Source organism: Streptomyces sp. NPDC028331, from assembly GCF_055565775.1.
The window spans coordinates 1-25,438 of the sequence record NZ_JBVHTR010000005.1; the positions used below are offsets into that span (position 1 = coordinate 1).

Sequence of the window (25,438 nt, forward strand, 5' to 3'; positions counted from 1 at the left end):
CCCCCCCCCCCCCCCCCCCCCCCCCCCCCCCCCCCCCCCCCCCCCCCCCCCCCCCCCCCCCCCCCCCCCCCCCCCCCCCCCCCCCCCCCACCCCCGGCTCACAAGGCGCGCAGGCCGTTGATCACGTCGCGCAGGATGCTCTCGTCCACCAGCTCGGCGGGCGGTACGGGACGGGTGACGTGGACCAGTTCCTCGTCCACCAGGTCGCCGACGAGGACCCGCACCACGCCGACGGGCAGATCGAGCTCGGCGGCGAGCTCGGCGACCGACTGGGGGGTGTCACGGCACAGTTCGACGATGTTCACGTGTTCCGGGGACAGCGACGGGTCCGTCTCGGGATCGTCCACGTGCGGTTCGGTGACGACCACCGCGATCAGGTCGAGGCGGTGCTGCACCTCGTGGCTGGTGCGGCCGCGCGTCATGGCGTACGGACGGACGACCGGTCCGGCCTCGTCGTCGAACCAGTGGCTGCTTCCCTGACCGTCTCGGCTCATGCAGTCCCACTACCCGCCCGAGGGCAGATCGGTGCGCGGAGCGGACCCGAGATGTGCGCCGACCCGTTTGACGAGCAGGGTCATTTCGTAGGCCACCTGACCGACGTCGGAGTCGGCGTCGGACAGCACGGCGAGGCAGCTGCCGTCGCCGGCGGCGGTGACGAACAGGAAGGCCTCGTCGAGTTCGACGATGGTCTGGCGGACCCCTCCGGCGTCGAAGTGGCGGCCGACGCCCTTGGCGAGGCTGTGGAATCCGGAGGCGACCGCGGCCAGGTGTTCGCTGTCCTCCCGGCTCAGCTCCTTGGAGACCCCTGTGGGCAGACCGTCGCTGGAGAGCACGAGCGCCTTGCTGATGCTGGCGACACGCTCCACCAGGTCGTCGAGGAGCCAGTTCAGCTCCCCCGACGCCTTGTCGGTCGCGGTGGGCCCTGCGGCCTTCGGTGCGGTCATCGACCGTCCCCCTTTGTCGTTCCTCGTGCTGAGCCGTCCCGGGCCTCGTCGCCCGCGGCGTTCTCCTCGCGACCGCGCTGCCAGCCCCGCTGGAGCGAGGCGAAACGGCTGCGCACCTCGTCGGCGTCGCGCTCGGCGAGCCCCGCCCGGTTCGCGGTGCCGGACCGATCCCGTTCGGCGCGCCGTCCGGGGCCGTCCTTCAACTGCGGGGCGAGGCTGGCCTGCCGCACCCGGCGGGGCAGCGGGCCCGCGCCCGCGTCCGCCCCTGCGGCCGCCGCGTCCCGGTGCGCAGTGGTCCCGTCCGGGTCGGACGGGGGCCGGGTGCGGCGCCGTTGGGGCAGGGCGGGCACTTCGATCCGATCATCGTACGAACGTCCGGCGTCCGCCGTGGGTTCCCCGGACCGCCCGGACGGACGATGGCCTTTCTGTCGCCCCGTCAGGCCGCGGTCGGGCGCGCTCTGCTCCTTGCCGTCCCCGGAGCGTCGCGGCCCCTGTCCGCTCACCGGGCGGCCGTGGGAGCTGACCAGCTTGGGGGTGCGGCGGCGCGGCAGCGGGACCGGGGTGCCCGGCGGGGCGGTGCCGTCGCGGCGGGCGGCTTCGCGCCGCGCGTCACGTGCCTGCTGGTGGTCCTCGTCCCGGGCGTCCGCGAGGGAGCGACGGGGCCGGAAGACGCCACGTTCGCCGTCCTCGTCGTCGAGGCCGCCCGCGAAGTCGTCGAGCGCGTCCAGGTCGATGGGCGCCTCCAGCTCGACGGGACCGTCCAGGATCGACGCGGGCAGGCCCGGGAGCCTCACGGGGGCGTGGGACAGCGTCGTGGTCCGGTCCTTCTCGGTGCCGGACGCCTTTTCGGGCACGGCTCGGTCGAGGCGGAAGCCGATGCCGTTGGTGTCCGGGACCTCGTCGGTGAGGAGTGTGTCGGGGACGAAGACGACGGCCGTGGTGCCGCCGTACGGCGACGGCTGGAGGGAGACGCGGACACTCTGCCGGCGGGCGAGACGGCTGACCACGAAGAGGCCGAGCCGGTCGGTGTCGGAGAGCTCGAACTCGGGGGTCTCGGCCAGCCGCAGGTTGGCGTCCATGAGAGCCTCGGCGGTCATACCGAGACCGCGGTCGTGGATCTCCAGGGTGAAGCCGTTGGCAACGCGCTCGCCCATGACGTGCACGGCGGTGTGCGGCGGCGAGAACACGGTGGCGTTCTCCAGAAGCTCGGCCACCAGATGGGTCAGGTCGGCGACCGCCGGCCCGGTGACGGCGACGCGCGGCAGCCGGCGCACCTCGATGCGCTCGTAGTCCTCGACCTCGGCCACGGCGGCACGCACCACGTCCATGATCTGGATGGGCTTGCGCCACTGCCGGGACGGGGCGGCGCCGGAGAGGATGACGAGGCCCTCGGCGTGGCGGCGCATGCGTGTGGTGAGGTGGTCGAGGCGGAACAGGTCGGCGAGTTCCTCGGTGTCGTCGGTCCTGCGCTCCATCGCGTCGAGCAGGGTGAGCTGCCTGTGCAGCAGCACCTGGCTGCGGCGGGCGAGGTTGACGAAGACCTCGGAGACGCCGGCGCGCAGCTCGGCCTGTTTGACGGCGGCTTCGACGGCGGCCCGCTGGAGGGTGTTGAGCGCCTGGCCGACCTCGCCGATCTCGTTCTTGTCGTACTCCAGGCGGGGCACCTCGGTCTCGACGTCGACCTGTTCGCCGGCCGAGAGACGGCGCATGACGCTGGGCAGCCGCACCCCGGACGCCTCGTGGGCCTCCAGGCGCAGCCGGCGCAGGTCGCGGATGAGGGCCCGCCCGATCCGGACGGACATGATCAGGGAGATCAGGAGGGCGACGAGGCCCAGGACGCCGGGGATGGCCGCCTTGATGATGACGTTGACGGCGAGAGGGCGGACGCGGTCCTGGTAGCGGTCGTCGGCCTGTGTGCTCATCCGGTCCAGCCGGTCCAGGACCTGGCCGGCGGCCTGGTCCCAGCTCTTTGCGGTGACGCCGCGCGGGGTGCCGGGGACGGCGCCGACGACGGTCTGTTCGGCCACGCGCAGGGGTGCGGTGCCGGCGTTCTTCCAGTAGCGCTGGAAGCGCTGGCTCTCCGAGCCCGGCAGCAGCGGCAGGCTGACGTCGTACATCACCGAGCGCTGGGCGACGAGGTCGGAGACGGCGTGGATGTCGTCGCGGGTGAGCCGGCCGGCGACGAGCGCCGAGCCGAGGAGGGCGTCCTCGCGGGAGAGGAGTTCGCGGGCGCGGAAGACGTTGACGAGGGCGCGTCCCTGGCTGTCCATCTCCACGTTGTCGAGGAGGTGCAGATTGGCCAGCAGCGTGAAGCAGGGGTCGACCAGGCGGTTGTAGAGGTCGAGGGCCTGGGAGCGGTTGACCGTGCCGTCCTCGACGCTGCGACGCAGGGACGTGATGCCGTCGAGGGCGTCCAGGATGGAGGCGAGGCGCTCGGCGGTGCCCGGCCCCATGTCCTCGCGCAGGTCCTCGTCCTTGCTGTTGCGACGGAGTTTGGCCACCACCTCGTCGGTGGCCGCGCGGCTGCGGCGGAGCGCGGTGAGGGAATCGGAGGCGCGCGGGTCGGCGAGATAGACGAGGCTCTGACGGCGTTCCTGCTGCAGGACGCGGACGGTGTCCTCGGTGGGGTAGCCGGCCTCTTCGACGATGTGGGAGACGTTGAACAGCGACTGGGCCTGGCGGCCGGTGAGGACCGTGGCGAAGGCCCAGACGGCGGTCAGGGAGAGCAGCGGCACGAGAAGCAGCGCCACGATCTTCCGGCGGATGGACTTCCCGCGAAAGCGCATGGCCTCCCCCAGCTCGACCCCTGCGGCCCAGGGGTACACATGTGCGTCAACAAACGGCGTGAGCCTACTACCGACTCACAGGTATCTCGAAGGGGCGAGCGGGCGCGCCGCCCGCGGACAGCGCACCGGGCGTGGGCAGTTGTCCTGCCATTACGGGAGATCGCCTTCCCGTGACGGGCATGCGGCACGGCGGGGCATCCGGCCGGGAATTGGGGGCGCCTTGGCCGGAATTTTTCGTTCGTCGGGAATCTTGGCGGAACTTCGATCGTCTTCGTCTATGGGAATTGGGGGCGGATTCGGCCACAGGCGCCGCATGCCGCACTCGGGCGGCGTAAAACAGCGCAAGCCGGGCAGCCACTGGGGAGCCGGTGTCGGGCGACACCGGGACGAGCGGTTGCGGGCGGTGGGGAGTGACGAGTTGATGGGCACGACGGAGCGGCGCGGGGCACCCGGGACGGGCGCCGGGGCGCCCACGGCGGCGCGACGGGGCCCCCAGGCGCCGGATCGCGGCATGCCGTCAGGCGTGGAGCGAGGGGTGCCACGGGAGCGCGGCCCGGTCGGCGGCCGGAGCGTTCCGCGCCCCGCCGGCGAGGAGCGGCGCAGAGGCCCCGGGGCCGGCGGGGAGCGGCCGGAGCGGCCTTCCTACCGGCCGTTGTGGGTCGAGGAGCCCGCGCGTCGGCGGCGGCTGCCGGATCCCGTGCGTGCGGCGGCGGTGCGGGCGGTCCTCATCATCGCGGTGACGCTGATCCAGGCGGTCATCGCCGTACTGTGCACGCTGGCCGACTCCTGGCTGGCGTTCCCCATGGTGCTGAGCAGCGTGGCGAGCACGGTGGTGGCCACGTGGGGCGCGCTGGACGTCTGGGTGACGCGCCAGGTGTGGAGGCAGCGGCATGGCGTGGTGTCGGCCCCGAGCAGCACGGCCCGCGCCCTGCGCCGCGAACGCCGCACGGCCCGCCGCCGGGCACGGGCGGCACAGCGGGCCCAGGAGCGCATACGCCGACGGGGCGGGGCCGGGCAGCTGTCGCACCCGTGACGGGCTGACGGCCTTTCACACCGGGATGGCATGAGGCGGGGCGCTCGGCGGGGCGGACCGCCACCGGGCCGCCCGCGCCAACGGTGCGTTCCTCAGAGGGCCGCCGGTTCCACCGGGCCGATCGCCTCCCAGCCCGCGCTGAGCGGCTGGGCGGGGGCCGAGCTCGCCCCCGGGCCGGATGTGCAGACGGAGGACGAGCTGCTCGAGCGGGCCGTCACTCGGGTCGTCACGCGGGCCGCTTGAACATCCGGGTCGCCGTGATCTCGCTGTGTACCGCCTCTCCGGCCTGGGGCTGCTGCGGCAGTCCCGGCCGGAGGTGTTCCTCCACCCGGATGTACTTCAGCCCTGCCCGCAGGTCGGCGTCGTTGCGCAGCCGGATGACCAGCGGGAACTCCGCGAGCGCGGTCGTGTCGAACAGGCCGGTGGTGTAGAGGAGTTGCACCCCGAGCGCGTCCGAGACGGCCCGCTGGAGTTCCAGCAGGTAGGTCGCGTTGGCGCGTCCGATGGGGTTGTCCAGGAACAGCGTGCCCGCGTGGCGGTGCTTGTCGCGGCCCCGGTCGTTCGAGCGCAGGGCGGCCATCGTGCAGTACAGCGCGATGGCGGCGGTGAGCAGCTGGCCGCCCGAGAAGACGTCGCCCATCTGCCCGACCGGCACCCGCTCGGCGCGCAGCACCGCGTCCGGCTTGAGGATCTCCACGGCGACGCCCTTGGGCTGGAGCGCCGCGCTGACGCCGCGCAGAAGGAGGGACATGCCGTCGCGACGCAGGTCGGAGTTCTTCCTGACGGCGGCACGGGTCGCCTCGTCGATCACCTCGCCGAGCCGCTCGATGAGCGTGGCCTGGTCGGGCTCCTCGAAGCGGATCCGCAGGAACTCCTGCCCGGACCACTCGCCGAGCCCCTCCGGGAGCCGGGACAGTCGCTGCGCGGAGCGCAGGGTCGCCAGCGCGGACTCCACCAGGCCCCGCAGCCGGTCCACGATCGAGTCCCGGTTGCGCTCCAGTTGCGCCAGCTCGTCGGTCAGAACCCGCAGCCGGGGGGCGAACGCCTCCGCCCACCGCTGCGCGTGCTCCGGCAGCGCGGACGCGGGCAGTTCGCGGATCTGCTGGCGAGCCGGGGTGCGGACCTGCTCGTACCGGGTCGAGTTGGCGTGCCGTACGAGTACGTCGCTCGCCTCGCGTACGGCCGCCTCGGCGGCGGACAGGTCGGCGGCGCAGCCGCGCAGCGAACGGCGGGTCTCGGCGGCGGCCTTCCGGGCCTCCTCGAGCGTGCCGGGGTAGGGCTCCGGCTCCTCCTGTTCCTCCTCCGCAGCGTGTTCGCGCAACAGATCGCGGAGCATCGCGGCGATCTCGTCGAAGCCGCTCGCCGCGTCCTCGGCGGCCCGGTGGGCCTCCAGGAGTTCTGCGTGGGCCTCGCGGGCCTGGCTCAGGGCCTCGGTGCGGGAGGCGAGTTCGGCGGTCGCGGTGCGCAGCAGGGCCTGGGCGTGCTCGGTGTCGCGAGGCACCAGCTCCTCGGGCAGTGCGGTGTGGGCCTCGCCGTTCTCCGGGGCGTGCCGCTCGGCCTCGCCGCGCAGCCGGCCGAGCTGCTCGCTGGCGGAGGACATCCGGGTCTCCAGGAGTTGCACCAGCTCCTCGGCGCGCGCGGCGGCGGCCTGCCGGGACGGCCCGTCGGAGCCGTCGGGGGAGGCGAGGAGCTGTTCGGCGCGGGTGCGCACCTTGTTGCTGAGCCGGTCGAGCTCGGCGCGTGCCGCGGACTCGTCGCTCTCGGCCCGTGCCTGCTCGGCGCGCAGGTCGGCGCCGACGCCGACCTTCTCGTAGACCTGGGAGGCGGCCCGGTAGGCCTCGCGGAGGGCGGGCAGGGACGCCTTCGGCGCGTCCGTGTCGTCCTCCGGTACGTCGTCGGGGGCGCCCGCGATCTCCGAGCGCTCGGCGCGCAGCGCGCGCGCCGTACGGCGCGCGTCGTCGGCGGCGCGCTGGGCGGCGCGCCGGTCCTCGTCGGCGGCGCGGGCGCGCTCCAGGCAGGCCTGGGCGCGGACCTCGGCCTCGACCGCCTCGTCGGCGAGTTCGCGCAGCTTGACCTGCCAGCCGGCGCGTTCACGCAGCCGGAAGGCGAGTCCGGCGAGGGCGTCTGCGGCACGGCGGGCCTTCTGCGCGGCCTCCTGGCGCTCGTCGCGCACCTGCGCGGCCTCGGCGGCCGTCTCTTCGGCCTCGGCCCGGGCGGTGCGCGCCTCGGCCAGCTCCGCCTCGGTCTCCTCGGCGAACGCGCGGGCCTCCCGCGCGGCCTGCGCCAGCTCGGTGAGCCGGCCCGCGGGGCATCCCGTGCGCCAGGAGGCGAGCCGGGCGGCGAGTTCGCGGTCCTTGGCAAGCCGGGCCGCGAGTGCCCGGATCTCCTCGTCCCGCTCGGTGGCGCGGGCGCGCAGCGCCTGCCGCTCCTCGTCGGCGGCGTGCTCGTCGTGCATGGCCGGGTTCGGCGGAACGAGGAAGACGCCGCTGTCGCGCTCGTCGGCGGGCGGGGCCGGGGCGAGCAGCGCGGCGGCGGTGCCGACGGCGACGGCGGAGCGGGGCAGCAGCGAGGCCTCGCTCAGCGCGCGTCGGGCCCGGGCGTGCGAGTCGGGGTCGGTGATGATCACGCCGTCGACCAGCTCCGGACGGGCGGCCAGCACGCGGGCGTGGTCGGCCGGGTCGACGGCCTGGGCCAGGTAGCGCCAGCCGGGGAGCGCGGGAATGCCGTGCTCCCCGAGGTACTCGACGGTCGCGAGCACGTCCGGGCCCGGAGGCAGCAGCCCGCCCTCGCCCAGGGCGCCGAGGATACGGGCGTCGTCGGCCGCCGCGGTGCGCAGCTCGAAGAGCTGCCGCTCGGCGGAGGAGACGGAGTCGTCGAGCAGTTCGCGCAGTTCGTCGGCGAAGCGGTCCAGTTCCTCGGCGGTGAGGGCGCCGCCGGCCGTCCCGGCGTCGTGGCCGTCCTCGTCCCTCCGTGGTGCCGGAACCCTGGGGCCTGTGCCGGTGCCGGACAGGCTCAGCAGTTCGGCCAGGCGCTCCTCGCCCGCCAGCGCCTCGGCGGTGCGCCGCTCGGCTTCGTAGGCCCGTTCGGCGGCCGTGGCCGCGTCCGCCGCGCGGGCCGCCGTGAGTTCCGCGCGGGACTCCGCGGAGGCCGTCTCGCGCGCGTGCTCCGAGGCGCGGCGGGAGGCCTCGCGTGCGGCGTCCCAGGCGGCGACGGCGGTCTTCTCGGCGTCGCTCGCGGCGAGCGCGGCCCGCGCCGGGTCCGCGTCGGGCGCGCTGTCCTCCAGCCAGCCCGCGCGGACGGCCTCCGCGGTCTCCTGTTCGACCTCGGTGAGCCGCTGGCGCAGGTGCCCGGCCTCGCTGCGGGCGCGCTGTGCCTCGGTGGCGGCCGCGGTCGAATCCCGGTAGGCGGACTCGCTCACCTCCTGCAGGGCGGCGGACCGCTCCTCCTCCTCGTTGGCGAGGGACTCGGCGCTCTCGGCGGCCGCGTGCAGCGCCCGTACGAGATCGACCGCGGCCTTCGCGCGGGCGGCGAGCGCGGGTGCGGCGTCGCGTTCGGCCTCCTGGATGGCGGACGACACGCGCGCCACGCGGTCGGCGGCGGCACGGTGCCGCAGCACGGCCTCCGCGGCCTGCCACGCGGAGTAGAGCTGGCGGGCGTCGGCCAGCTCCCGCTTCTGCGCCGCCGCGGCCTTCTCGGCGCCGGCGAGCGCCAAGGAGGCGTGCCGGTAGGCGAGTTCTGCCGTGATCAGCGCGCTGTGCTCCCGGGCGCCCTCGGCCTGGGTGACGGCGTGCGCGGCCGCGGTGACCCGCTGGGCGAGGTCGGCGGCGCGCATCCGCTCCTGCACCCCGCGCGCGGACAGCCGCCGCGCCAGCGTACGCGTCCGCCGCTCGGCGCCCGCGTGGACGTCACGCGCCCGGGAGCGGGCCTCGGCGGCGTCGACGATACGCCCGAGCAGGTCCACGGACCCGGCGGTGAAGTCCCGTTCGGCGATCAGCTCGGCGCGCCGTCCCAGCTTGTTGCCGAAGCCGCTGACCAGGTCGGCGAGTCCGTCGGTGTCCCGGGTGTCGGTGACGGCGCGCAGCAGCAGGTCCGTGAAGTCGGAGTCCTTCTTGACCGCGAACAGACCGGCGGCCTCGCCCTCGTCGGCGTTCATCTCCCGCTGGTAGCGGAAGAGTTCGGGGTCCAGACCGAGGTCCGTCAGGTGCTCGTTCCAGCGGTCGTGAATCTCCTCCCAGTGCACCTCCAGGTGCGGATACGCCTTGCCCGCCTCCATCAGGGCGTCCCGGAAACCCTTCATCGTGCGGCGCCGCCCCTGCGCCCCGGAGGCGCCCTCGACAGGCGGACGTACGGCGGTGGACTCGGCGACGGGCAGGTTGTCCAGGGTGAGTCCGGGGCCCGGGCGGAAGGAGTACCAGGCCTCGGCGAACTTGCGCGGGTCATTGGAGACCTGCCGCCCGCGCCACTCGCTGACCTTGCCGACCACGACGCACTCGCCGGTCAGCACGTGCTGCCACTCCAGGGCCACGTGGCCGCAGTCGTCGGCGAGGAGGAACTTGCGCAGCACACCGGAGCTGGCACCGCCGAGCGTGTTGCGGTGGCCCGGCAGCATCACCGAGAAGATCAGCTTCAGCAGGACGGACTTGCCGCCGCCGTTCTCCAGGAAGAGCACGCCCGCCGGGGCCGGCCTGCGGGGCGGCCCGACGGGCTCCTCCTCGAAGAACTCGGCCTGGGTGGGCGCGGGTTCGGGTACCGGATCACCCACACCCCGCAGGTCCAGCACGGTGTCGGCGTAGCGCGCACCGGCCGGGCCGATGGAGTAGAGGCGGACCCGGGACAGCTCGTACATGGCGGCGGACTCTCGTCGTAAGTCTTGCTGGTGAGTCTTGCTGGTTCGGAGGGAAGTGCGTGGCTTCAGGAGTGGAACGGCAGTCCGGCGTCGGCCACGAGCTCCAGGTCGTCGGTGTCCTCGGCGGGCAGCAGGGTCGCCGTGCCGTCGGTGACCGGGACGACGCCGAGTTCGAGGAGTTCGGCCAGGGCGGCGCTGCCGGCCATGTCACGCACCTGGAGCTGGTAGCGCGCCGTCGTGCGGTACGTGCCGCCGTTCTCGTCGCCCGTGCGCTGGAGGAAGCCGGAGTCGGTGAGGAACGCGACGGCCTTCGCGACGATGCCGGTGGTCGAAGCGGCCGGCCGGCGCGCGTCCTTGGTGGCTCCGGTCGCGCTGCGTCTGGCCCAGACCCGCCAGGCCGCCTCCAGTCCGGGCGCGTCGGTGGCCGGGTCGGTGTTCTCGCCCTGCTCCTCGGCCCGCTCCTCCAGGCGGCGGCAGGCCTGCCGCACGAAGGCGTCGACGCCGTTGACCGTGACGCGCCCGATGTAGCCGTCGTCGGCGAGGTCCTCGGGGCGCGGGAACGCCAGGGCGGCGACGGCGAGATGGGCGAGGCCGTGCAGGAAGCGGTCGCCGGAGTCGGCCGACGTGCGACGCGCGTAGTCGCCCATGCGGACGGCGAACACCGAGTCCTCGGCCGCGGTGACGGCCATGCCCGCGCGCGGGGACACCTCCAGGACGATGAGCCCGAGCCCGGTGGCGACGGCGTCGGCGAGCCGCGCGAAGGGCGGGTCCTCGCGGTAGCGGCGCAGCAGGTCGGCGTACTCCTGGTCGCGCGCGGGCTGCAGTCGGGGCTGGAGTCCGAAGGCGACGAGCCGCGCCGCGTCGGCGGCGTCGGCGGGGGTGACGGCGCCGCTCACCGGTGTGGTGGCGGCTTCCGACGGCTCGCTCCACTCGGCGTGCTCGGTCACGGTTGGGGCTCCTCGGTGCAGTGGTGCTTGCTGGTGGTCATCGGCGTCACGCCGCTTCCGTCCGGTCCGCCGCCATGCCCGCCGCGTCCAGCAGGGCCGTGCCGACTATCAGGTCGGCCCCGCCGAACTCCGGGTCGTCCAGCTCCGTGCCGTCGTCCACCGCGAACAGCAGCTTCTCCTCCCCCTGCCGGTACGCCGTGCCCACCGGCGGGCTGGCGGCGTGCACGGCCAGCAGGGCGACCAGGTAGGGCAGGTCGGGGTCCTTGCGGCGCGCCTCGGCCAGCAGCCCCGACAGCCGCCGTGGCGCGTCCGCCGGCAGGTCGAGCAGTTCCATGGCGGCGGCCATCTGCTCCTCGGTGAACCTGCTGTCGTCCGGGGTGGCGATCAGATCCGGCTCGGGCATCTCGGCGCCCAGGTGCTCGCGCTCCACCGGAGGCGTCAGCAGGAGGTCGACGAGATCGGAGACCCGCACGGAGAAGGGTGTGCGCAGCCCCGTGCCGTGCGCGAAGAAGGCGTCCGTGACGCGGGTCGCCCGCTCCAGCGGCAGCGGGAGCACGGGCGCGACGAGATGCCCGTACAGGTCGATCCCGGAAGTCGCCACCGGCGTGGCGAACGCCTGGCGGTCCTGCTCGGCGCGGAACAGCGGGCCCGCTTCCAGCAGCCGGGACTGCAACTGGGTGTGCCGGCGGATGCAGTCCTTGACGATGTCGACGAGTTCGGCGGCGCGCCGCTTCTGCTCGGGGTCCTCCGACTCGTCGCGGGCCTTGCGGATGTTGGTGAGGATCGCGTTCTCGTGGCGGTAGCGCTCGGCGACGTGGTCCAGGGCCTCGGTGATCATGTCCGGCACCGCGTTCAGCCAGTCCACCGCGCGGACGTTGCGCCGGGTGGCGTCCAGGGCCTTGCGCAGGGACTCCGAGTACTGCACGGTCCGGTAGCGCGCCTGCTCGGCGGCGAGCTGCGCGTCGGCGAGGCGGCCCCGGCTGATCAGCACCTCCAGCTTGACCTCGGCGGCGATCTGGGCGCTGGTGACGTCCGTGTCGAGGGCGCCGACGAGGACGTTGACCGCCTCGTCGGTGGTCCGCAGGTAGACGCCTCCGCCGTAGCCCGGGACCTCTTCGATCAGCTTGAAGTCGTAGTCGCGGCGGACGTAACTGCCGTCCGGGCCGAACGTGCCGTAGACGGCGCGGAAGCCGCGGTCGACGCTGCCGACGTTGATCAGGTTCTCCAGGACCCAGCGGGCCACGCGCTCGTGTTCGGCGGACGGGCGCTGCGGGGCCTGGGCGGCGATGCGCGGGATGAGGCGGGCGACTATCTGGTCGTGGTCGGCGCCCGTGTCGAAGTCCATGTTGAGCGTGACCAGGTCGATGGCGGCGAGGGCGATCTCCGCCATGCCGTACACCGAGTACTCGCCCGCCAGGTTGGCCTTGCGCGCGTCCAGGTCGTGCAGTGGCGCGGTGCAGGCGAGCGCGCGCAGCCGCCGGGCCAGCCCCTCGTCGGCGGCCGGCCCCGAGGCGGGGCGCGGCCCCACGCTGAGCTGGGGCGGAACACGATCCGTCGATACAGGCGAAGTCACGGTGCACAGATTAGGTCCTGGGTCTGACAACGACCCAAATCGCCGGGTGCGCCGCCGCCGGCCGCGACCGGCGGCGGAGCCGCCGATGTCAGGGCGCCGCGCCCCTACCCTCCATCGGCCACCCGGCGCGCGTACACCTCGACCAGTCCCGCCCGGGAGTCGTCGAGGTAGACCGCCAGGAGCTGTTCGGCCCTCTCGCGCCGCCCCGCCTGCAGGGCGCGCAGAATCTGTTCGTTGCGCGCCAGGTACGGCTCGTGCAGCCGGCGCGCATCCGCCACCACGTGGAAGGCCAGGCGCAGTTCCGCGAAAACGCTGCGCATCAGTTCGTCCGTGCGTTCGCTGCCGGCGAGTGCGACCAGTTCGCGGTGGAAGTGGATGTTGGCCGTCGACACGCCTTTCCAGTCGCCTTCGCGCGCCGCCCGCTGCCCCTCCGCGACCGCAGCGGCCAGGCCGTCGACGGCGTACGGCGGCTCCCCGAGGCCCCGTACGACGGCGCACTCGACGAGCGTGCGGGTGCGGTAGATGTCCTCGACGTCGTCCACCGTCAGGACCCGTACGAAGACGCCCCGGTTCAGCTCGTGGACGAGCAGCCTCTCGTGCGTGAGCAGCCGGAAGGCCTCGCGGAGCGTGTTGCGGGAGACGCCGAGCGCGCCGCCGATGCCGTCCTCCGACAGCCGGGTGCCGGGCGGGAAGTAGCCGTCGGCGATGCGGCTCCTGAGGATGTCCGACACGCGTTCGGCGGTGCTGGTCCGCCCCAGCAGGGCACGGTCGTCGGCCAGTCCGGTCAGCTCCTCTGCCATGCCCGGAATTCAAGCGCAGATACAAGAACGAGACAACACGAGTATTGAAGGATCGTTCAACGATCCTCTACCTTGCTTGGCACGACACCGCTCCGCTCCACCGCGGCTCGCTCACCGCACGGCTCGTTCCGCAAGCACCCTCCGTCCCTCACTGCGAGGTGCCCATGAGCACGACCCCTCCCTCCCGAGCCCTGACCACCGACTCCGGCCCCGGCGCGGCCGAACGCTCTGACGACGACGGCGCGTTGGGCTGGCTGCGCGCCCTGGGCCCGCACGGCCGACGCGCCTTCGCGGGTGCCTTCGGCGGCTATGCCCTGGATTCCTACGACTACTTCACGCTGCCGCTCAGCATGGTCGCCCTGGCGGCGTACTTCGGCCTGGACAGCGGCCAGACCGGCCTGTTCACCACGGTCACGCTGGTCGTCTCGGCGGTCGGGGGCGCCGTCGCGGGTGTGGTCGCCGACCGCATCGGACGGGTCAGGGCCCTGATGATCACCGTGGTGACGTACGCCGTCTTCACGGTCGCCTGCGGGTTCGCGCCCAGCTACGAGACGCTGCTGGTCTTCCGCGCCCTCCAGGGGCTCGGCTTCGGCGGCGAGTGGGCGGTCGGTGCGATCCTGGTCGCCGAGTACGCGAGCGCCCGGCACCGGGGCCGTACGCTCGGCGCGATCCAGAGCTCCTGGGCCGTCGGCTGGGCGCTGGCCGCGGTCGTCTACACGCTGGTCTTCTCCTTCCTGGGCGACGACCTGGCCTGGCGGGTGATGTTCTGGACCGGTGCGCTGCCCGCGCTGCTGGTGATCTGGATGCGCCGCCGCGTGCACGACGCCCCGGAGGCGACGGCCCAGCGCCAACAGAGCGCCCGGAAGGGCTCCTTCGCCGCGATCTTCAAGCCGGGCAGGGACGGGCAGCCCGGCCTGCTGCGCACGACGGTCTTCGCGGGTCTGCTCTCCACCGGTGTCCAGGGCGGCTACTACACGCTGGCGACCTGGGTGCCGACCTACCTGAAGACGGAGCGGGGCCTGTCGGTCGTCGGCACCGGCTCCTATCTGACGTTCCTGATCTCCGGGGCCTTCCTCGGCTACCTCACCGGCGGTCACCTCACCGACCGGCTCGGCCGCAGGCGCAACATCTGGCTCTTCGCCCTGCTGTCGGCGATCTGCATCCTGGCGTACGCGAACATCCCGAGCGGCGCCAACACCGTCCTGCTGGTGCTCGGCTTCCCGCTCGGGTTCTGCATGTCGGCCATCTTCAGCGGCTTCGGGTCGTACCTGAGCGAGCTGTACCCGACGGCGGTGCGCGGCACCGGGCAGGGCTTCACCTACAACACCGGCCGCGCCGTGGGCGCCGCCTTCCCGACCCTGGTGGGCTTCCTGGCCGACCGCTGGGGTGTGGGCGGTGCGCTGGTCTTCGGGGCGATCGGGTACGGGATCGCGGCACTGGCGCTGCTGGGCCTGCCGGAGACGCGCGGGAAGGAACTGCGGTGAACCGTACGGAAGAGCACTCCCCGGCCCTCGCCGAAGACCGCCCCCTGCTCCTCGTCGACGAGCACGCGCACGCGTGGAGCGCGAAGGACGCCCGGGCCCGGGTCCGGGAAGGCCTGAGCGGCCCCACCGCCGGGGTCGCCGCGGGCCACACCCAGGTCAACCTGATCTCCGTGCCGGCCGACTGGGCGTACGACACGCTGCTGTTCTGCCAGCGCAACCCGAAGCCCTGTCCGGTCCTGGACGTCACCGACGCGGGCTCCCCCACGACGGTCCTCGCGGAGGGCGCCGACCTGCGCACCGATCTGCCGCGCTACCGGGTGTGGCAGGACGGCGAACTCGTGGACGAGCCGACGGACGTGCGCGCCCACTGGCGGGACGACCTGGTGTCGTTCCTCATCGGGTGCAGCTTCACCTTCGAGTGGGCGCTCGGCGAGGCGGGCGTGCCCCTGCGCCACATCGAGCAGGGCCGCAACGTCCCGATGTACGTCACCGCCCGCCCCTGCCGTCCGGCCGGGCGGCTGCACGGTCCCATGGTGGTGTCCATGCGCCCGGTCCCGCCGCAGCACCTGTCCGCCGCGATCCGGGAGAGCAGTCTCCTCCCCGCGGTGCACGGCAGCCCCGTACACTGCGGCGATCCGTCGGTCCTCGGCATCGAGGACCTGGGCCGGCCCGACTTCGGCGACCCGGTGGACGCCGAACCGGACGACATCCCGGTGTTCTGGGCCTGTGGCGTGACCCCGCAGGCCGCGGTGACGGCCTCGCGCCCGCCGTTCGCCATCACCCACGCACCGGGGCAGATGTTCATCACGGACGCCCGCGACGACCAGTACCGGATCGCCTGACGACGGCCGGTGCCGCATCGCCCGAGGACGACCGGTACCGGGTCGCCCGACGGGCCCGACCAGGAGGGACCATGATCGATCTGAACGCCGATCTCGGCGAGGGCTTCGGCCGCTGGCAGCTCACCGACGACGAGCGGCTGCTGTCGGTCGTCACGAGCGCCAACGTTGCCTGCGGCTTCCACGCCGGAGACGCGGCCACCATGCGCCGGGTGTGCGAACTGGCGGCCGAGCGCGGCGTACGGATCGGCGCCCAGGTCTCCTACCGGGACCTGGCCGGTTTCGGACGGCGCTCGATGGACGTGCCGCCCGACGAGCTGGCCGCCGAAGTGGCGTACCAGATCGGCGCGTTGGAGGTCTTCGCGCGTGCGGCGGGCTCCCGTGTGTCGTATGTGAAGCCGCACGGCGCGCTCTACAACCGGGTGGTCCACGACGAGCGGCAGGCCGGGGCGGTCGTCGACGGTGTGCTGCTCGCCGACGCGACGCTGCCGGTGCTGGGGCTGCCCGGGTCGCGGTTCCTGGAAGTGGCCGGCAAGGCCGGGCTCCCGGTCGTCACCGAGGCGTTCGCGGACCGCGCCTACACCGACGAGGGCACGCTCGTGCCGCGTGGCCGGGACGGGGCGGTGATCGACGACCCCGCCACGGTCGTCGCGCGCTCGGTGGGCCTCGCCCGTTCCGGGACCGTCGTGGCCCACTCGGGGCGCGAGATCCCGGTGCGCGCGCGCTCCTTGTGCCTGCACGGCGACACGCCGGGCGCGGTCGACCTGGCCCGCCGGGTGCGCGCCGAGCTGGAGGCGGCGGGCGTGCGTGTGGAGGCCTTCGCATGAGGGTGCTCCCCGCCGGGGACGAGGCGCTGCTGATCGAGCTCTCCGGCGGCGAGGAGGCGCAGGCCCTGCACGCCGAGTTGCTGCGCCGTCGCGCCGCGGGCGAGCTGACGGTGCGTGAGGTCGTCCCCGCCGCCCGTACGGTCCTCCTCGACGGCGTCGCGGAGCCCGCCCGGCTCGCGGCCGAGATCGCCGGGTGGGACGTCCCGCCGGTCGCCTCGCGCGCGGAGGAGCCGGTCGAGATCCCCGTACGGTACGACGGTCCGGATCTTGCCGAGGTGGCCGCCGTGTGGGGCGTGTCGCGGCAGGAGGTGGCGCGCATCCACGCGGCGGCCGAATTCCGGGTCGCCTTCTGCGGTTTCGCACCCGGGTTCGGCTATCTGACCGGTCTGCCGGACCGCTACCAGGTGCCCCGACGGTCCACCCCGCGCACCGCCGTCCCCGCGGGCTCGGTGGCCCTCGCCGGCCCGTACACCGGGGTCTACCCGCGCTCGTCGCCGGGCGGCTGGCAGCTCATCGGTACGACCGACGCGGTGCTGTGGGACCACGCGCGCGTACCGGCCGCACTGCTCGTCCCCGGCGTCCGCGTCCGCTTCGTACCGGTGGGGTCGTGATGACGGACCGTGCTCTCGTCGTCGTCCGCGCCGGGCTGCTGACCACCGTGCAGGACCGGGGCCGGCCCGGTCACGCCCATCTCGGGGTGCCGCGCTCCGGAGCGCTCGACGCGCCCGCGGCGGCGCTGGTGAACCGGCTGGTCGGCAATCCGCCGGAAGCCGCCGTCCTGGAGACCACACTCAACGGCTGTGCGCTGCGCCCGCGTTCGGAGGTCACCGTCGCGGTCGGCGGCGCTCCCTGCGCGGTCACCGTGGACGGCCGCCCCGCTCCCTGGGGGGCGCCGGTGCGCGTGCCGGGCGGGGCGCTGCTGGACGTGGGGCCCGCGCGGGCCGGAGTACGCGGTTACGTCGGAGTCGCGGGCGGAGTGGCCGTGGAGCCGGTGCTCGGCAGCCGCTCCACCGACCTGCTCTCCGGGCTCGGCCCGCCGCCGCTCGCGGACGGTGCCGTGCTGCCCCTGGGGGCGCCGGCCGGGCGTCACGCGCACGTGGACACCGTTCCCCAGCCGGGTCCGCCGGCCGAGCTGGTGCTGCGGGTCACGCTCGGCCCGCGCGCCGACTGGTTCACCCAGGACGCGCTGCGCACGTTCGTCACGCGTGCGTACCGGGTGTCCGCCGCGAGCAACCGCATCGGCCTGCGCACGGAAGGCCCCGCCCTGGAGCGTGCCCGGATCGGTGAACTCCCCAGTGAGGGCATGGTTCTGGGCGCGGTGCAGGTGCCGCCCGACGGCCGTCCGGTCGTCTTCCTGGCCGACCATCCGACCACCGGGGGGTACCCGGTGATCGCGGTCGTCCGGGCCGCCGATCTCGCGGCCGCCGCCCAGGCCGCCCCGGGCACCCCGGTGCGGTTCACGGCGGTCGGCCGCCGGTAGGGGCCCGGCTTCCGGCCGGCGTCCTCTCCTCACCGGCGCCGAGTCGTGAAGCGGCCGCGAATGCGCCGGTCTCGGAGTCCGCCGTGGCGGCCGCTTCCGAGGGCCCCCACGGCCGCCGGGTTTCACGCGCACGTCGCCGGCGTCGCGTGGCCGCCTCCGGCGACGCACGGGCGCAGGCGGCCTGGGAAGTGCCATCCCGGCCGTGGAGCGCGACCCGGCAGGCGGCGGCCCAGCCGTGGACCGCATCCGTGCGGACCGCTCACGCCGCGTCCGGCTGCTCCGCCACCGACAGTGCGGCCAGCGCGGACGTCACCGCGTGCGAGGCGCTCAGGTCCAGGCGGGCGCTGGTCCCTCTGGCCTTGTGGCGCACCTCGTCCGCGGCCAGCGTGAGCAGTTGCGGCAGCAGATCGGTGCACCGCCGGGCCACCCAGCCCGTCCCGGCGGTGGCCAGCCACCACAGGCTCGCCGAGCGGCTGGGTGCCGCGAACTCGGGCTCCGCCGAGGGCACCGTGCCGGTCGCGAGGCCCGCCTCGGCGAGCAGCGCGTGGAAGCGCAGGGCGAGCTGCCGGTGCCCGCGCTCCCCCGGGTGCAGCCGGTCCGCGCTCCACATCGCGCGGTCGCCGGTCCAGTCCCCGTCCGCGGCGTGCAGATGCACCGCCCCGTAGCGTTCGGACAGCGCGTGCACGACCGTGTTGACCGCCCGCTGCCGCCGCGCCAGCGGGCGCGCCAGCGCTCCGGGCAGCCGCAGCATCGTTCCCGGGTCGGGCAGGCAGGCCGTGAGCAGCACCGCGCCCTGAGCGCGGAACGCGGCGTACACCTGGTCGAGACGGGCGGCCACGGCGTGGATGTCGAAGGTGCAGCGCAGGGTGTCGTTGACGCCGATGACCACGGAGACGACGTCGGGGCGCAGGTCGAGCGCGGCCGGGGTCTGCCGCTCCAGGACGTCCCGGGTCTGGGCGCCGCTGACGGCGAGGTTGGTGAACTGCGCGGGGGTTTCCGCCGGGGCGAGCCCGCCGGCGAGGAGCGCGGCCCATCCCCGCCAGGTGTCCCCGACGGGGTCGCCCACGCCTTCCGTCAGCGAGTCGCCGAGCGCGACGAACCGCAGGGGTCTCATCGCGCGCCCTCCCGGGCCGCCTCCCGCGGGCGGGCGTCGCCGGCCGCCGTCGGCGCCTCGCACGGCAGGGCGTCGTGGGCCGCGAGGAACGCGTCCACCGCCGTCTTCCAGCCGAAGCACTCGGCACGCGCGCGTGCCGCCTCCCGCCGCTCGCCCTCGGACCGCTCCATGAGCAGCTCGACCGCGTCGGCGAAGGCCTCGCCGGTGTTCACGGCGGTCGCCCCGGCCGAGCCGATCACCTCGGGCAGCGCGGACAAGGCGCTGGCCACCACGGGCGTGCCGCACGCCATCGCCTCCAGCGCGGCGAGCCCGAACGTCTCGGCGGGCCCCGGAGCCAGGCACACGTCGGCCGTGGCCTGCAGTGCGCCGAGCAGGTGCCGGTCGGCGACGTGCCCGAGGAAGGTGACGGGCAGTCGTCGCTCCTCGGCCCGCTGCTCGAGCCGGGCCCGCAGCGGCCCGTCCCCGGCGACCACCAGTACCGCACGCCGCCCGCGCTGCAGCAGCGCCTCCAGGGCGTCCAGGGCCGTGCCGGGCTTCTTCTCCACGGACAGCCGGGAGCACATGACGAGCAGCGTCTCGTCGCCGCGCGCGTACCGTTCGCGCAGCCCCGCGTCCCGCAGCGCCGGGTGCCGCTGTTCGAGGTCGACGCCCAGCGGTGCCCGTACGACGTTGCGGGCGCCGATCCGCACGAACTCCCGCTCGGCGAACTCGGTGGTGCACACCACGCGCGCGTAGGTGTGCGCCGTACGGATGTTGAGGGCGTCGGCGGCACGCCGGGACATGGACTCGGACAGGCCCCAGGTGCGCAGGACGCCGTCGGCGGTCTCGTGGGAGACCATCACGGCGGGGACCCGGGCGCGGCGGGCCCACTTCCCGGTCCAGCGCAGCGTCGTGCGGTCGGAGACCTCCAGGCGGTCGGGATCCAGTTCCTCCAGGAGGGCGGCGACGCGGTGCTTGTCGACCAGGACGCGGTAGCCGCCGGTGCCGGGCAGCAGCGGCCCGGGCAGGGTGATGACCCGGCCCTGCTCGGTCATCTCGTCGGTGTGGCGCTCGCCGGGCACGATGAGCACCGGCTCGTGTCCGGCCTCCCGGAAGCCCTGGCCCAGCTCGCGCAGCGCGGTCCGCAGACCGCCGGACGCCGGGGCGACGAAGTTGGCGAGCCGCACGATGCGCAGACCGGCGCCGGTGCGCTCGGTGGCGAAGCTCATGCCGCCACCACCGTCCTGCGCGAGGCCAGCACGTCCGCGTAGTGGCCGATGAGCTGGTCGCCGACGGCCGCCCAGGTGCGGCCCTCGACCATGGTGCGCGCGGCGGCCCCGTACGCGGCCCGCAGCGCCGGGTCGGCGGCCAGGGACCACACGGCGTCCCGCACGGCGGCCGCGTCCCCGGGCGGCACCAGCAGGCCGGTGCGGCCATGGGCCACCAGGTCGAGCGGGCCGCCCGCCGCGGGCGCGACGACCGGCACGCCGCTCGCCATGGCCTCCTGCACGGTCTGGCAGAACGTCTCGAAGGGGCCGGTGTGCACGAAGACGTCCAAGGAGGCGAAGATGCGGGCGAGTTCGTCGCCGGTGCGGCGGCCCAGGAAGGCGGCGCCCGGCAGGGCGGCGCGCAGGGTGGTCTCGCTCGGCCCGTCGCCCACCACGACGACGCGCACGCCCTCCAGGCCGCAGGCGCCGGCGAGGAGTTCGACGTGCTTCTCGGGGGCGAGCCGGCCGACGTAGCCGACGATCAGCTCACCGTTCGGGGCGAGCTCCCGGCGGATCGCCTCGTCGCGGAGATCTGGCCGGAAACGTACGGTGTCGACGCCGCGCGGCCACAACTGCACCCGGGGTACGCCGTGTGCCTCGAGGTCGTGCAGGGCGGCGCTGGAGGGCGCGAGGGTGCGGTCTGCGGCGGCGTGCACGGAGCGGATGCGCCGCCAGGCCGCCGCCTCGCCGGCGCCCATGTAGGTGCGGGCGTAGCCGGCGAGGTCGGTCTGGTAGACGGCGACGGCGGGGATGCCGAGCCGGGCGGCGGCCGCCATGCCGCGGACGCCGAGGATGAAGGGGCTGGCCAGGTGCACGACGTCGGCGCGGTGCTCGACGATGGCCGCGGCGACGCGTCGGCTGGGGAGTGCCACGCGCACCTGGGGGTAGCCGGGGAGCGGCAGGGAGGGGACACGGACGACGGGGCACGGCGCGAGGGCGTCGGGCCCGGTGCCGGCTGTGGGGGTGCCCCCCAGGTCGAGCGGAGCCGAGACCTTGGGGGAGGCCGGAGCGACGACGAGGGGAGCATGACCGCGATCGACGAGGTGCCGGGCGGTCTGCAGCGCGCAGTGGGCCACGCCGTTCACATCGGGGGGAAAGGATTCGGTCACGATGACGACACGCATACCCGTGTTCTCGCCGTGCCGGACGTGGCCGCGTCAACGTCGATCTTTCCGGCCGGGGAACGTCCCATGAGCGTTGTGCTGCACGGCCGAGCAGGCGGGTCCGTGTCCACGCGCTGCTGACACGCGGGTCACCGGATGTTCACGCGGCCGGCATGTCGGGCCCGATCCGGCTGCGTACGGCGGTCTGCACCTCGGCCTCCTCGGCGGGGTCCGCGGCGAGCCGGCGCAGCCGCTCCACGACGCGGGCGTCTCCCGTCTCGGCGTGCCGTGCGGCGATCTCGCGGGTGGACTCCTCGCAGTCCCAGAGGCATTCGACGGCGAATCCGGAGGGGAAGGAGGGGTCCGTGGCGGCGAGCGCACGGGCGGCACGTCCGCGGAGATGGGAGGAGGCGGTCTCGCGGTAGACATGGCGCAGGACGGGTGCGGCGCAGGCGATGCCGAGCCGCCCGGCGCCGTCGACGAGGGTCCACAGGGTCGGCGCGTCGGGCCCCTCGCCCCGGACGGCCTCCCGGAGCGCCGCGAGCACCAGATCGCTGTCCTGGGCACCGCCACGGCAGGCGAGCATGCGCCCGGCGGCGGCCCCGAGAGCGTCGGGCCGGCGGGCCCAGCGCCGTGCCCGGTCCACGGCCGCGAGACTGCGCATGCGTTCGAAGGCGTCCACGGCCGCGTCGACGACGAGCGCGGAACCCGTGGACACGGCGTCCTCGATGAGCTCGAGGGCGTCGGGATCGTTGGTGTCCGCGAGGTAACGCAGCGCCGTCGAGCGGGCTCCGTCGCTCCCCGAGCGGGCGGCCTCGACGATCTCGGAGCGGTCCTCCGGTCCGGCGACGGCGATGAGGCACCGCGCGGCGGGCACGTGCAGCGCGGCACCGCGTTCGATGCCCTGCTGGGCCCAGTCGAAGACGGCCTGCACGCTCCACCCGGGGCGCGGCCCCTGCGGTCGCAGTTGCCGCTGCCAGCGGTCGAAGCAGCCGGCCTCCTGTGCGGCACGCACCCGTGTGGCGATGGATTCGCGGGGGTCGTCGGCCCACAGCCGCCAGGGGCGTGGTTCGAAGGCGTCCCGGACGGCGGCGGCCAGTTCGGCCTCGCCCTCGGCGTCGGCCGGGAAACGGGCGAGGACTGGGGCGGCCAGGGCGCGCAGGCCCGCGTCGTCGTCGCGCAGCGCCAGTTCGTCCAGGGCCCACGCCCAGTTGGTGCCCGAGGCGGCGTACCTGCGCAGCAGTTCGAGCGCGTCGCGCCTGCCGTACGACGCGAGGTGCCCGAGGACGGCCAGCGCGAGTCCGGTGCGGCACTCGTCCGCGTCGAGGACGTCCTCGGCGCCGAACAGGTGCGCCTCGATGGCGTCCAGCTCGCCGCCCAGGTCGAGGTAGAGCCGGGCGTAGTACAGGGAGCGGTTCTCCACCTGCCAGTCGTGGCGGGGGTCGCGCAGGACACAGTGGTCGAGGGCCGCGAGCGCCTCGGCGCGGGGGGCGGTGAGCGCGTGCAGTGTGCCGTCGCCGCGGCCCCGCTGGAGCAGGCCGAGCAGCGTACCGCTGGGCGCTATGACCGGTTCGAACATGGGAAACAGCCTCACATCAAGCGTCGACGCAACCGGGGAACACGCATTACCTGGCCGCGAGACAACACGTCGGGGCGCCCGCCGTCTCTTGCTTGTTGTAGACCATCTTCCTCTGCCTCTCGTTGGTGGCCCGTGTGGACCGATCACGGTCCGCGCGGTGCGGCATCACCTGCCCGGCCCTCACGTCCGTGAATCACGACGTCATGATGACCCGGCCTCTCGCGCTGCCGCGACCTTATTTCGGGCGGTCCGGTACCGCCTCCCCCGTTTTCGTCGTTTTCGCTGGTCAGTGTGTTCGGATCAGTGTGCGCCGAAGAGTTCGAGCAGGTCCGTCTTGCCGAACATCCTGGCGGTGTCGATCGCCGAGGGGGTTCCCGCGGCCGGGTCGGCGCCGCCGTCGAGGAGGGCCCGGATGACCTCGGTCCCGCCCTTGAAGACGGCTCCGGCGAGCGGTGTCTGGCCTCGGTCGTTGGCCCGGTCGGCCTCCGCGCCGCGCTCGAGCAGGGCCCGGACGGCGTCGGCGTGGCCGTGGTAGGCGGCGAGCATCACGAGGGTGTCGCCGCGGTCGTTGGTGAGGTTGGCCGGAACGCCCGCGTCGACGTATGCCACGAGCGCCTCGGTCTCGCCTCGGCGCGCCAGGTCGAAGATCCTGGTCGCGAGCTCCACGACCTCGGGGTCGGGGGCTTCACTCATCGGCCGGACCGCCTCTCCGCTACGGCTGCTGGTACTGGTGCCCCATGATGCCGGGGCCGGTGACCCGTACGGGTGAATCGCCAGCGTACTGGCTTCCGCGGCACATGACCGGCACCGCACCCGGCAAAGATCACGGCAACCCCCGTGGAGGCGTCAGGGCCGGTCAAGCGGTGAGCGAGGGCTCCGCCGACCGTGGGAAATCCGGCGAATTTCACCCAGTTGCACCTTTTATCGTATGGATACATTCTGTGAGCCTGGAAGGACTCATGGTGACTGTCCCCGTGAACCAGGAGAGAGCAAATGATTCTGAACATCTCGGGTGTCCTGCTGCTCGGCACCATCGTCTTCCTGTTCTGCCGCAAGGACGGCCTCAAGGGTCGGCACGCCATGACCTGCGGGCTCTTCGGGTTCTACCTCTCGAGCACCGCCATCGCGCCGAGCATCAAGGCCGGCGGGGCGAGTCTCGCGGGCCTCCTGGGCGGGATCAACTTCTGAACCGGCCCCCGTCCGCACACACCCTCAGGAGAACGACGTGGCTCGGCGTCCCCTCCCCCGCATTCTGAGCAACGGCGGCGACCGCATCGCCCGCGGCCGCGAGCTGGCGCGGGCGGCGGCCGGCGGCGCCACCGACGTCCTCCACCCGCTGATCACCATCACGCGCGGCCTGCGCCGGCTGGCCGCGGCCGCGCGGCGCAAGTGGGCGGACACGCCGAAGGACGGGCGCGGACCGCTGCTCTTCCTGGTGACCTCGGTGATCCTGGTCGTGGCGCTGTTGCCGTACGGGCCGCTGCTCGCCGCCATCACACTGATGGCGGCATCGGCCTGGACGGGCCGTGACAGCCGGCCGACGGCACCCCCCGGCCCGGACCCCGCGCAGACCCAGCGGCTGCGCAGCCTCTACGAGGCTCTGGTCCCCTACTTCTCGGCCGCCGAGGACCCGGCTCCGCTGTACGCGCACGGCGGGGACTTCACCGGGGCGTTCTCCGCCTGCGAGTTCGACGACACCGGCCGCGTCTCCCGCCTCCTCATCCGGTACCCCGCCCACTTCACCGACGGCGAGCCGGCATCACGGGCCCGGATCGAGCAGGTCGTGCACGCCAAGTCGGGCCGGGGCCGCGAGTACCACTTCGCGTGGGACGAGGAGGACAACGAACTGACGGTCACCGTGCTGCCTCCCCTGCCCACCGACATCGCCGCGCAGCACTTCGTGACCGCACCGGGCGAGACGGTCCTCGGCTTCACCGACCCCACCGGCGTCCAGCGCACGCTCCCCCTCACCCATGGGGAGGAGCAGCGCGACGTGCCTCCGGTGCTGTGGCGCACGGGCCCGCGGTGCACCGAGCCGCACCTGCTGATCGCCGGCACACCCGGCAGCGGTACGACGACGCTGGTACGCTCCCTCGCCCTGCAGGCGCTGCAGTACGGGGACATCCTGCTCGTCGAGGGCGGCGGCGCCGGGGAGTACACGTTCCTGACGGGCCGGGACGGGGTGCTGGCGGTGGAGTCCGGGCTGGCGGGGGCCGCGGCGAGCCTGGAGTGGGCGACCCATGAGACGGAGCGGCGGCTGATCGCGGCGAACCGCGCGCGGCAGGCCGGGCACCCGCCGCCGGACGACGTCAGACGCCCGCTGTGGATTCTGCTGGACCGGCCGACCGCCCTCGGGCACCTCGCCGCCGCCGACGGCCGTGCCGATCCCCAGGCGCTGCTGCAGGTCCCGCTGCGGCACGGCCGCGCGGCGAACGTCACGGTGGTGGTCGCCGAGCAGTTCGACGCCCTGGACGGCTTGTCCGACGCGGTCCTGCAGCACACCCGCGCGCGCGTGGCACTCGGTCCGGCGGCCCCCGAGGAGCTGGAGGCGGTGCTCGGCGCCCCGCCGCACACCACGCCCCTGAAGGACGTGCCGCCCGGCCGCGGCTACGCCCGACTGGGCTCGGGCCCGGTCCACCGCCTCCAGGTACCGGCCACCCCGGACCCGTACGACGACACCGCCGACGAGCAGCACCGGCAGGCGGTCCTCGGCCTGCTGCCCCGCCGCAGCGAACCGGCCGCCCCCAGCGCATCGGCCGGCCGCGGCGAGCCGGCCGGCCGCAGCGCCCCCGTCGAGTCCCTCCCGACGGAGGCGCTGGCCGTGGAGGGCTGATCG

General features: G+C 74.3%; 20 protein-coding genes. 8 read left to right on the plus strand and 12 right to left on the minus strand.

Features of this window, described 5'->3' with window-relative positions; genetic code table 11:
- Window positions 1-98: 98 nt before the first annotated feature.
- Genes ACZ4SW_RS08005 through ACZ4SW_RS08015 form a run of 3 tightly spaced genes read right to left on the minus strand, consistent with a single transcriptional unit; the run spans window position 99 to window position 3,730 of the window.
- Entirely contained in the window at window positions 99-494 is a 396-nt protein-coding gene (locus ACZ4SW_RS08005; RefSeq protein ID WP_468239450.1) for a DUF742 domain-containing protein, read from the minus strand.
- 9 nt (window positions 495-503) lie between these two features.
- Entirely contained in the window at window positions 504-944 is a 441-nt protein-coding gene (locus tag ACZ4SW_RS08010) for a roadblock/LC7 domain-containing protein (RefSeq protein WP_468239453.1), read from the minus strand.
- The gene (locus ACZ4SW_RS08015) at window positions 941-3,730 is read right to left on the minus strand and encodes a sensor histidine kinase (protein ID WP_468239455.1); all 2,790 of its coding nucleotides are present in this window, start codon (window positions 3,728-3,730) and stop codon (window positions 941-943) included. Before ACZ4SW_RS08015 ends, ACZ4SW_RS08010 begins: the two co-directional genes overlap by 4 nt.
- 421 nt (window positions 3,731-4,151) lie before the next feature.
- On the opposite strand from ACZ4SW_RS08015, the gene ACZ4SW_RS08020 reads away from it, so the two are divergent.
- Window positions 4,152-4,763 (plus strand): hypothetical protein, encoded by a 612-nt coding sequence (locus ACZ4SW_RS08020; protein WP_468240307.1) that lies wholly within the window; start codon window positions 4,152-4,154, stop codon window positions 4,761-4,763.
- 226 nt (window positions 4,764-4,989) lie between these two features.
- Here ACZ4SW_RS08020 and ACZ4SW_RS08025 read toward each other — a convergent pair whose 3' ends face one another.
- The 4 genes from ACZ4SW_RS08025 to ACZ4SW_RS08040 form a co-directional block, all read right to left on the minus strand.
- On the minus strand, window positions 4,990-9,609 hold the full coding sequence (locus tag ACZ4SW_RS08025) for a coiled-coil domain-containing protein (RefSeq protein ID WP_468239457.1): 4,620 nt from the start codon (window positions 9,607-9,609) through the stop codon (window positions 4,990-4,992).
- 65 nt (window positions 9,610-9,674) lie between these two features.
- The gene (locus ACZ4SW_RS08030) at window positions 9,675-10,556 is read right to left on the minus strand and encodes a hypothetical protein (RefSeq protein WP_468239459.1); all 882 of its coding nucleotides are present in this window, start codon (window positions 10,554-10,556) and stop codon (window positions 9,675-9,677) included.
- Window positions 10,557-10,602: 46 nt separating this feature from the next.
- Window positions 10,603-12,129 (minus strand): hypothetical protein, encoded by a 1,527-nt coding sequence (locus tag ACZ4SW_RS08035; RefSeq protein ID WP_468239461.1) that lies wholly within the window; start codon window positions 12,127-12,129, stop codon window positions 10,603-10,605.
- A 104-nt stretch (window positions 12,130-12,233) separates the two neighbouring features.
- Complete coding sequence (locus tag ACZ4SW_RS08040) at window positions 12,234-12,929, minus strand: GntR family transcriptional regulator (RefSeq protein ID WP_468239463.1); 696 nt, start codon at window positions 12,927-12,929, stop codon at window positions 12,234-12,236.
- Window positions 12,930-13,093: 164 nt separating this feature from the next.
- Between ACZ4SW_RS08040 and ACZ4SW_RS08045 the strand changes: the two genes are divergently transcribed.
- From ACZ4SW_RS08045 to ACZ4SW_RS08065, 5 genes are all read left to right on the plus strand, one after another.
- Window positions 13,094-14,413 carry an MFS transporter gene (locus ACZ4SW_RS08045; RefSeq protein ID WP_468239465.1) on the plus strand — a complete coding sequence of 440 codons (1,320 nt, stop codon included), beginning with the start codon at window positions 13,094-13,096 and terminating at the stop codon, window positions 14,411-14,413.
- Window positions 14,410-15,255, plus strand: a complete 846-nt coding sequence (locus ACZ4SW_RS08050) for a putative hydro-lyase (protein ID WP_468239467.1) — start codon at window positions 14,410-14,412, stop codon at window positions 15,253-15,255. The genes ACZ4SW_RS08045 and ACZ4SW_RS08050 overlap by 4 nt, the downstream gene beginning before the upstream one ends.
- 71 nt (window positions 15,256-15,326) lie before the next feature.
- The gene (locus tag ACZ4SW_RS08055) at window positions 15,327-16,079 is read left to right on the plus strand and encodes a LamB/YcsF family protein (RefSeq protein ID WP_468239470.1); all 753 of its coding nucleotides are present in this window, start codon (window positions 15,327-15,329) and stop codon (window positions 16,077-16,079) included.
- Window positions 16,076-16,690 (plus strand): 5-oxoprolinase subunit B family protein, encoded by a 615-nt coding sequence (locus ACZ4SW_RS08060; protein WP_468239472.1) that lies wholly within the window; start codon window positions 16,076-16,078, stop codon window positions 16,688-16,690. The genes ACZ4SW_RS08055 and ACZ4SW_RS08060 overlap by 4 nt, the downstream gene beginning before the upstream one ends.
- Entirely contained in the window at window positions 16,690-17,559 is an 870-nt protein-coding gene (locus tag ACZ4SW_RS08065; RefSeq protein ID WP_468239474.1) for a 5-oxoprolinase subunit C family protein, read from the plus strand. Before ACZ4SW_RS08060 ends, ACZ4SW_RS08065 begins: the two co-directional genes overlap by 1 nt.
- Window positions 17,560-17,818: 259 nt before the next feature.
- Here ACZ4SW_RS08065 and ACZ4SW_RS08070 read toward each other — a convergent pair whose 3' ends face one another.
- The 5 genes from ACZ4SW_RS08070 to ACZ4SW_RS08090 form a co-directional block, all read right to left on the minus strand.
- Window positions 17,819-18,673 (minus strand): SGNH/GDSL hydrolase family protein, encoded by an 855-nt coding sequence (locus ACZ4SW_RS08070; protein ID WP_468239477.1) that lies wholly within the window; start codon window positions 18,671-18,673, stop codon window positions 17,819-17,821.
- Window positions 18,670-19,881 carry a glycosyltransferase gene (locus ACZ4SW_RS08075; protein ID WP_468239480.1) on the minus strand — a complete coding sequence of 404 codons (1,212 nt, stop codon included), beginning with the start codon at window positions 19,879-19,881 and terminating at the stop codon, window positions 18,670-18,672. The genes ACZ4SW_RS08070 and ACZ4SW_RS08075 overlap by 4 nt, the downstream gene beginning before the upstream one ends.
- On the minus strand, window positions 19,878-21,044 hold the full coding sequence (locus tag ACZ4SW_RS08080; protein WP_468239482.1) for a glycosyltransferase family 4 protein: 1,167 nt from the start codon (window positions 21,042-21,044) through the stop codon (window positions 19,878-19,880). The genes ACZ4SW_RS08075 and ACZ4SW_RS08080 overlap by 4 nt, the downstream gene beginning before the upstream one ends.
- 139 nt (window positions 21,045-21,183) lie before the next feature.
- On the minus strand, window positions 21,184-22,602 hold the full coding sequence (locus tag ACZ4SW_RS08085) for a HEAT repeat domain-containing protein (RefSeq protein WP_468239484.1): 1,419 nt from the start codon (window positions 22,600-22,602) through the stop codon (window positions 21,184-21,186).
- Between the two features lie 300 nt (window positions 22,603-22,902).
- A complete protein-coding gene (locus ACZ4SW_RS08090; protein WP_468239486.1) occupies window positions 22,903-23,295 on the minus strand; it encodes an ankyrin repeat domain-containing protein in 393 nt (130 codons plus the stop codon).
- 300 nt (window positions 23,296-23,595) lie between these two features.
- Between ACZ4SW_RS08090 and ACZ4SW_RS08095 the strand changes: the two genes are divergently transcribed.
- Both ACZ4SW_RS08095 and ACZ4SW_RS08100 read left to right on the plus strand, forming a co-directional pair.
- Complete coding sequence (locus tag ACZ4SW_RS08095; RefSeq protein WP_263228856.1) at window positions 23,596-23,790, plus strand: hypothetical protein; 195 nt, start codon at window positions 23,596-23,598, stop codon at window positions 23,788-23,790.
- 37 nt (window positions 23,791-23,827) lie between these two features.
- A complete protein-coding gene (locus tag ACZ4SW_RS08100) occupies window positions 23,828-25,435 on the plus strand; it encodes a hypothetical protein (protein ID WP_468239489.1) in 1,608 nt (535 codons plus the stop codon).
- Window positions 25,436-25,438 lie beyond the last annotated feature (3 nt).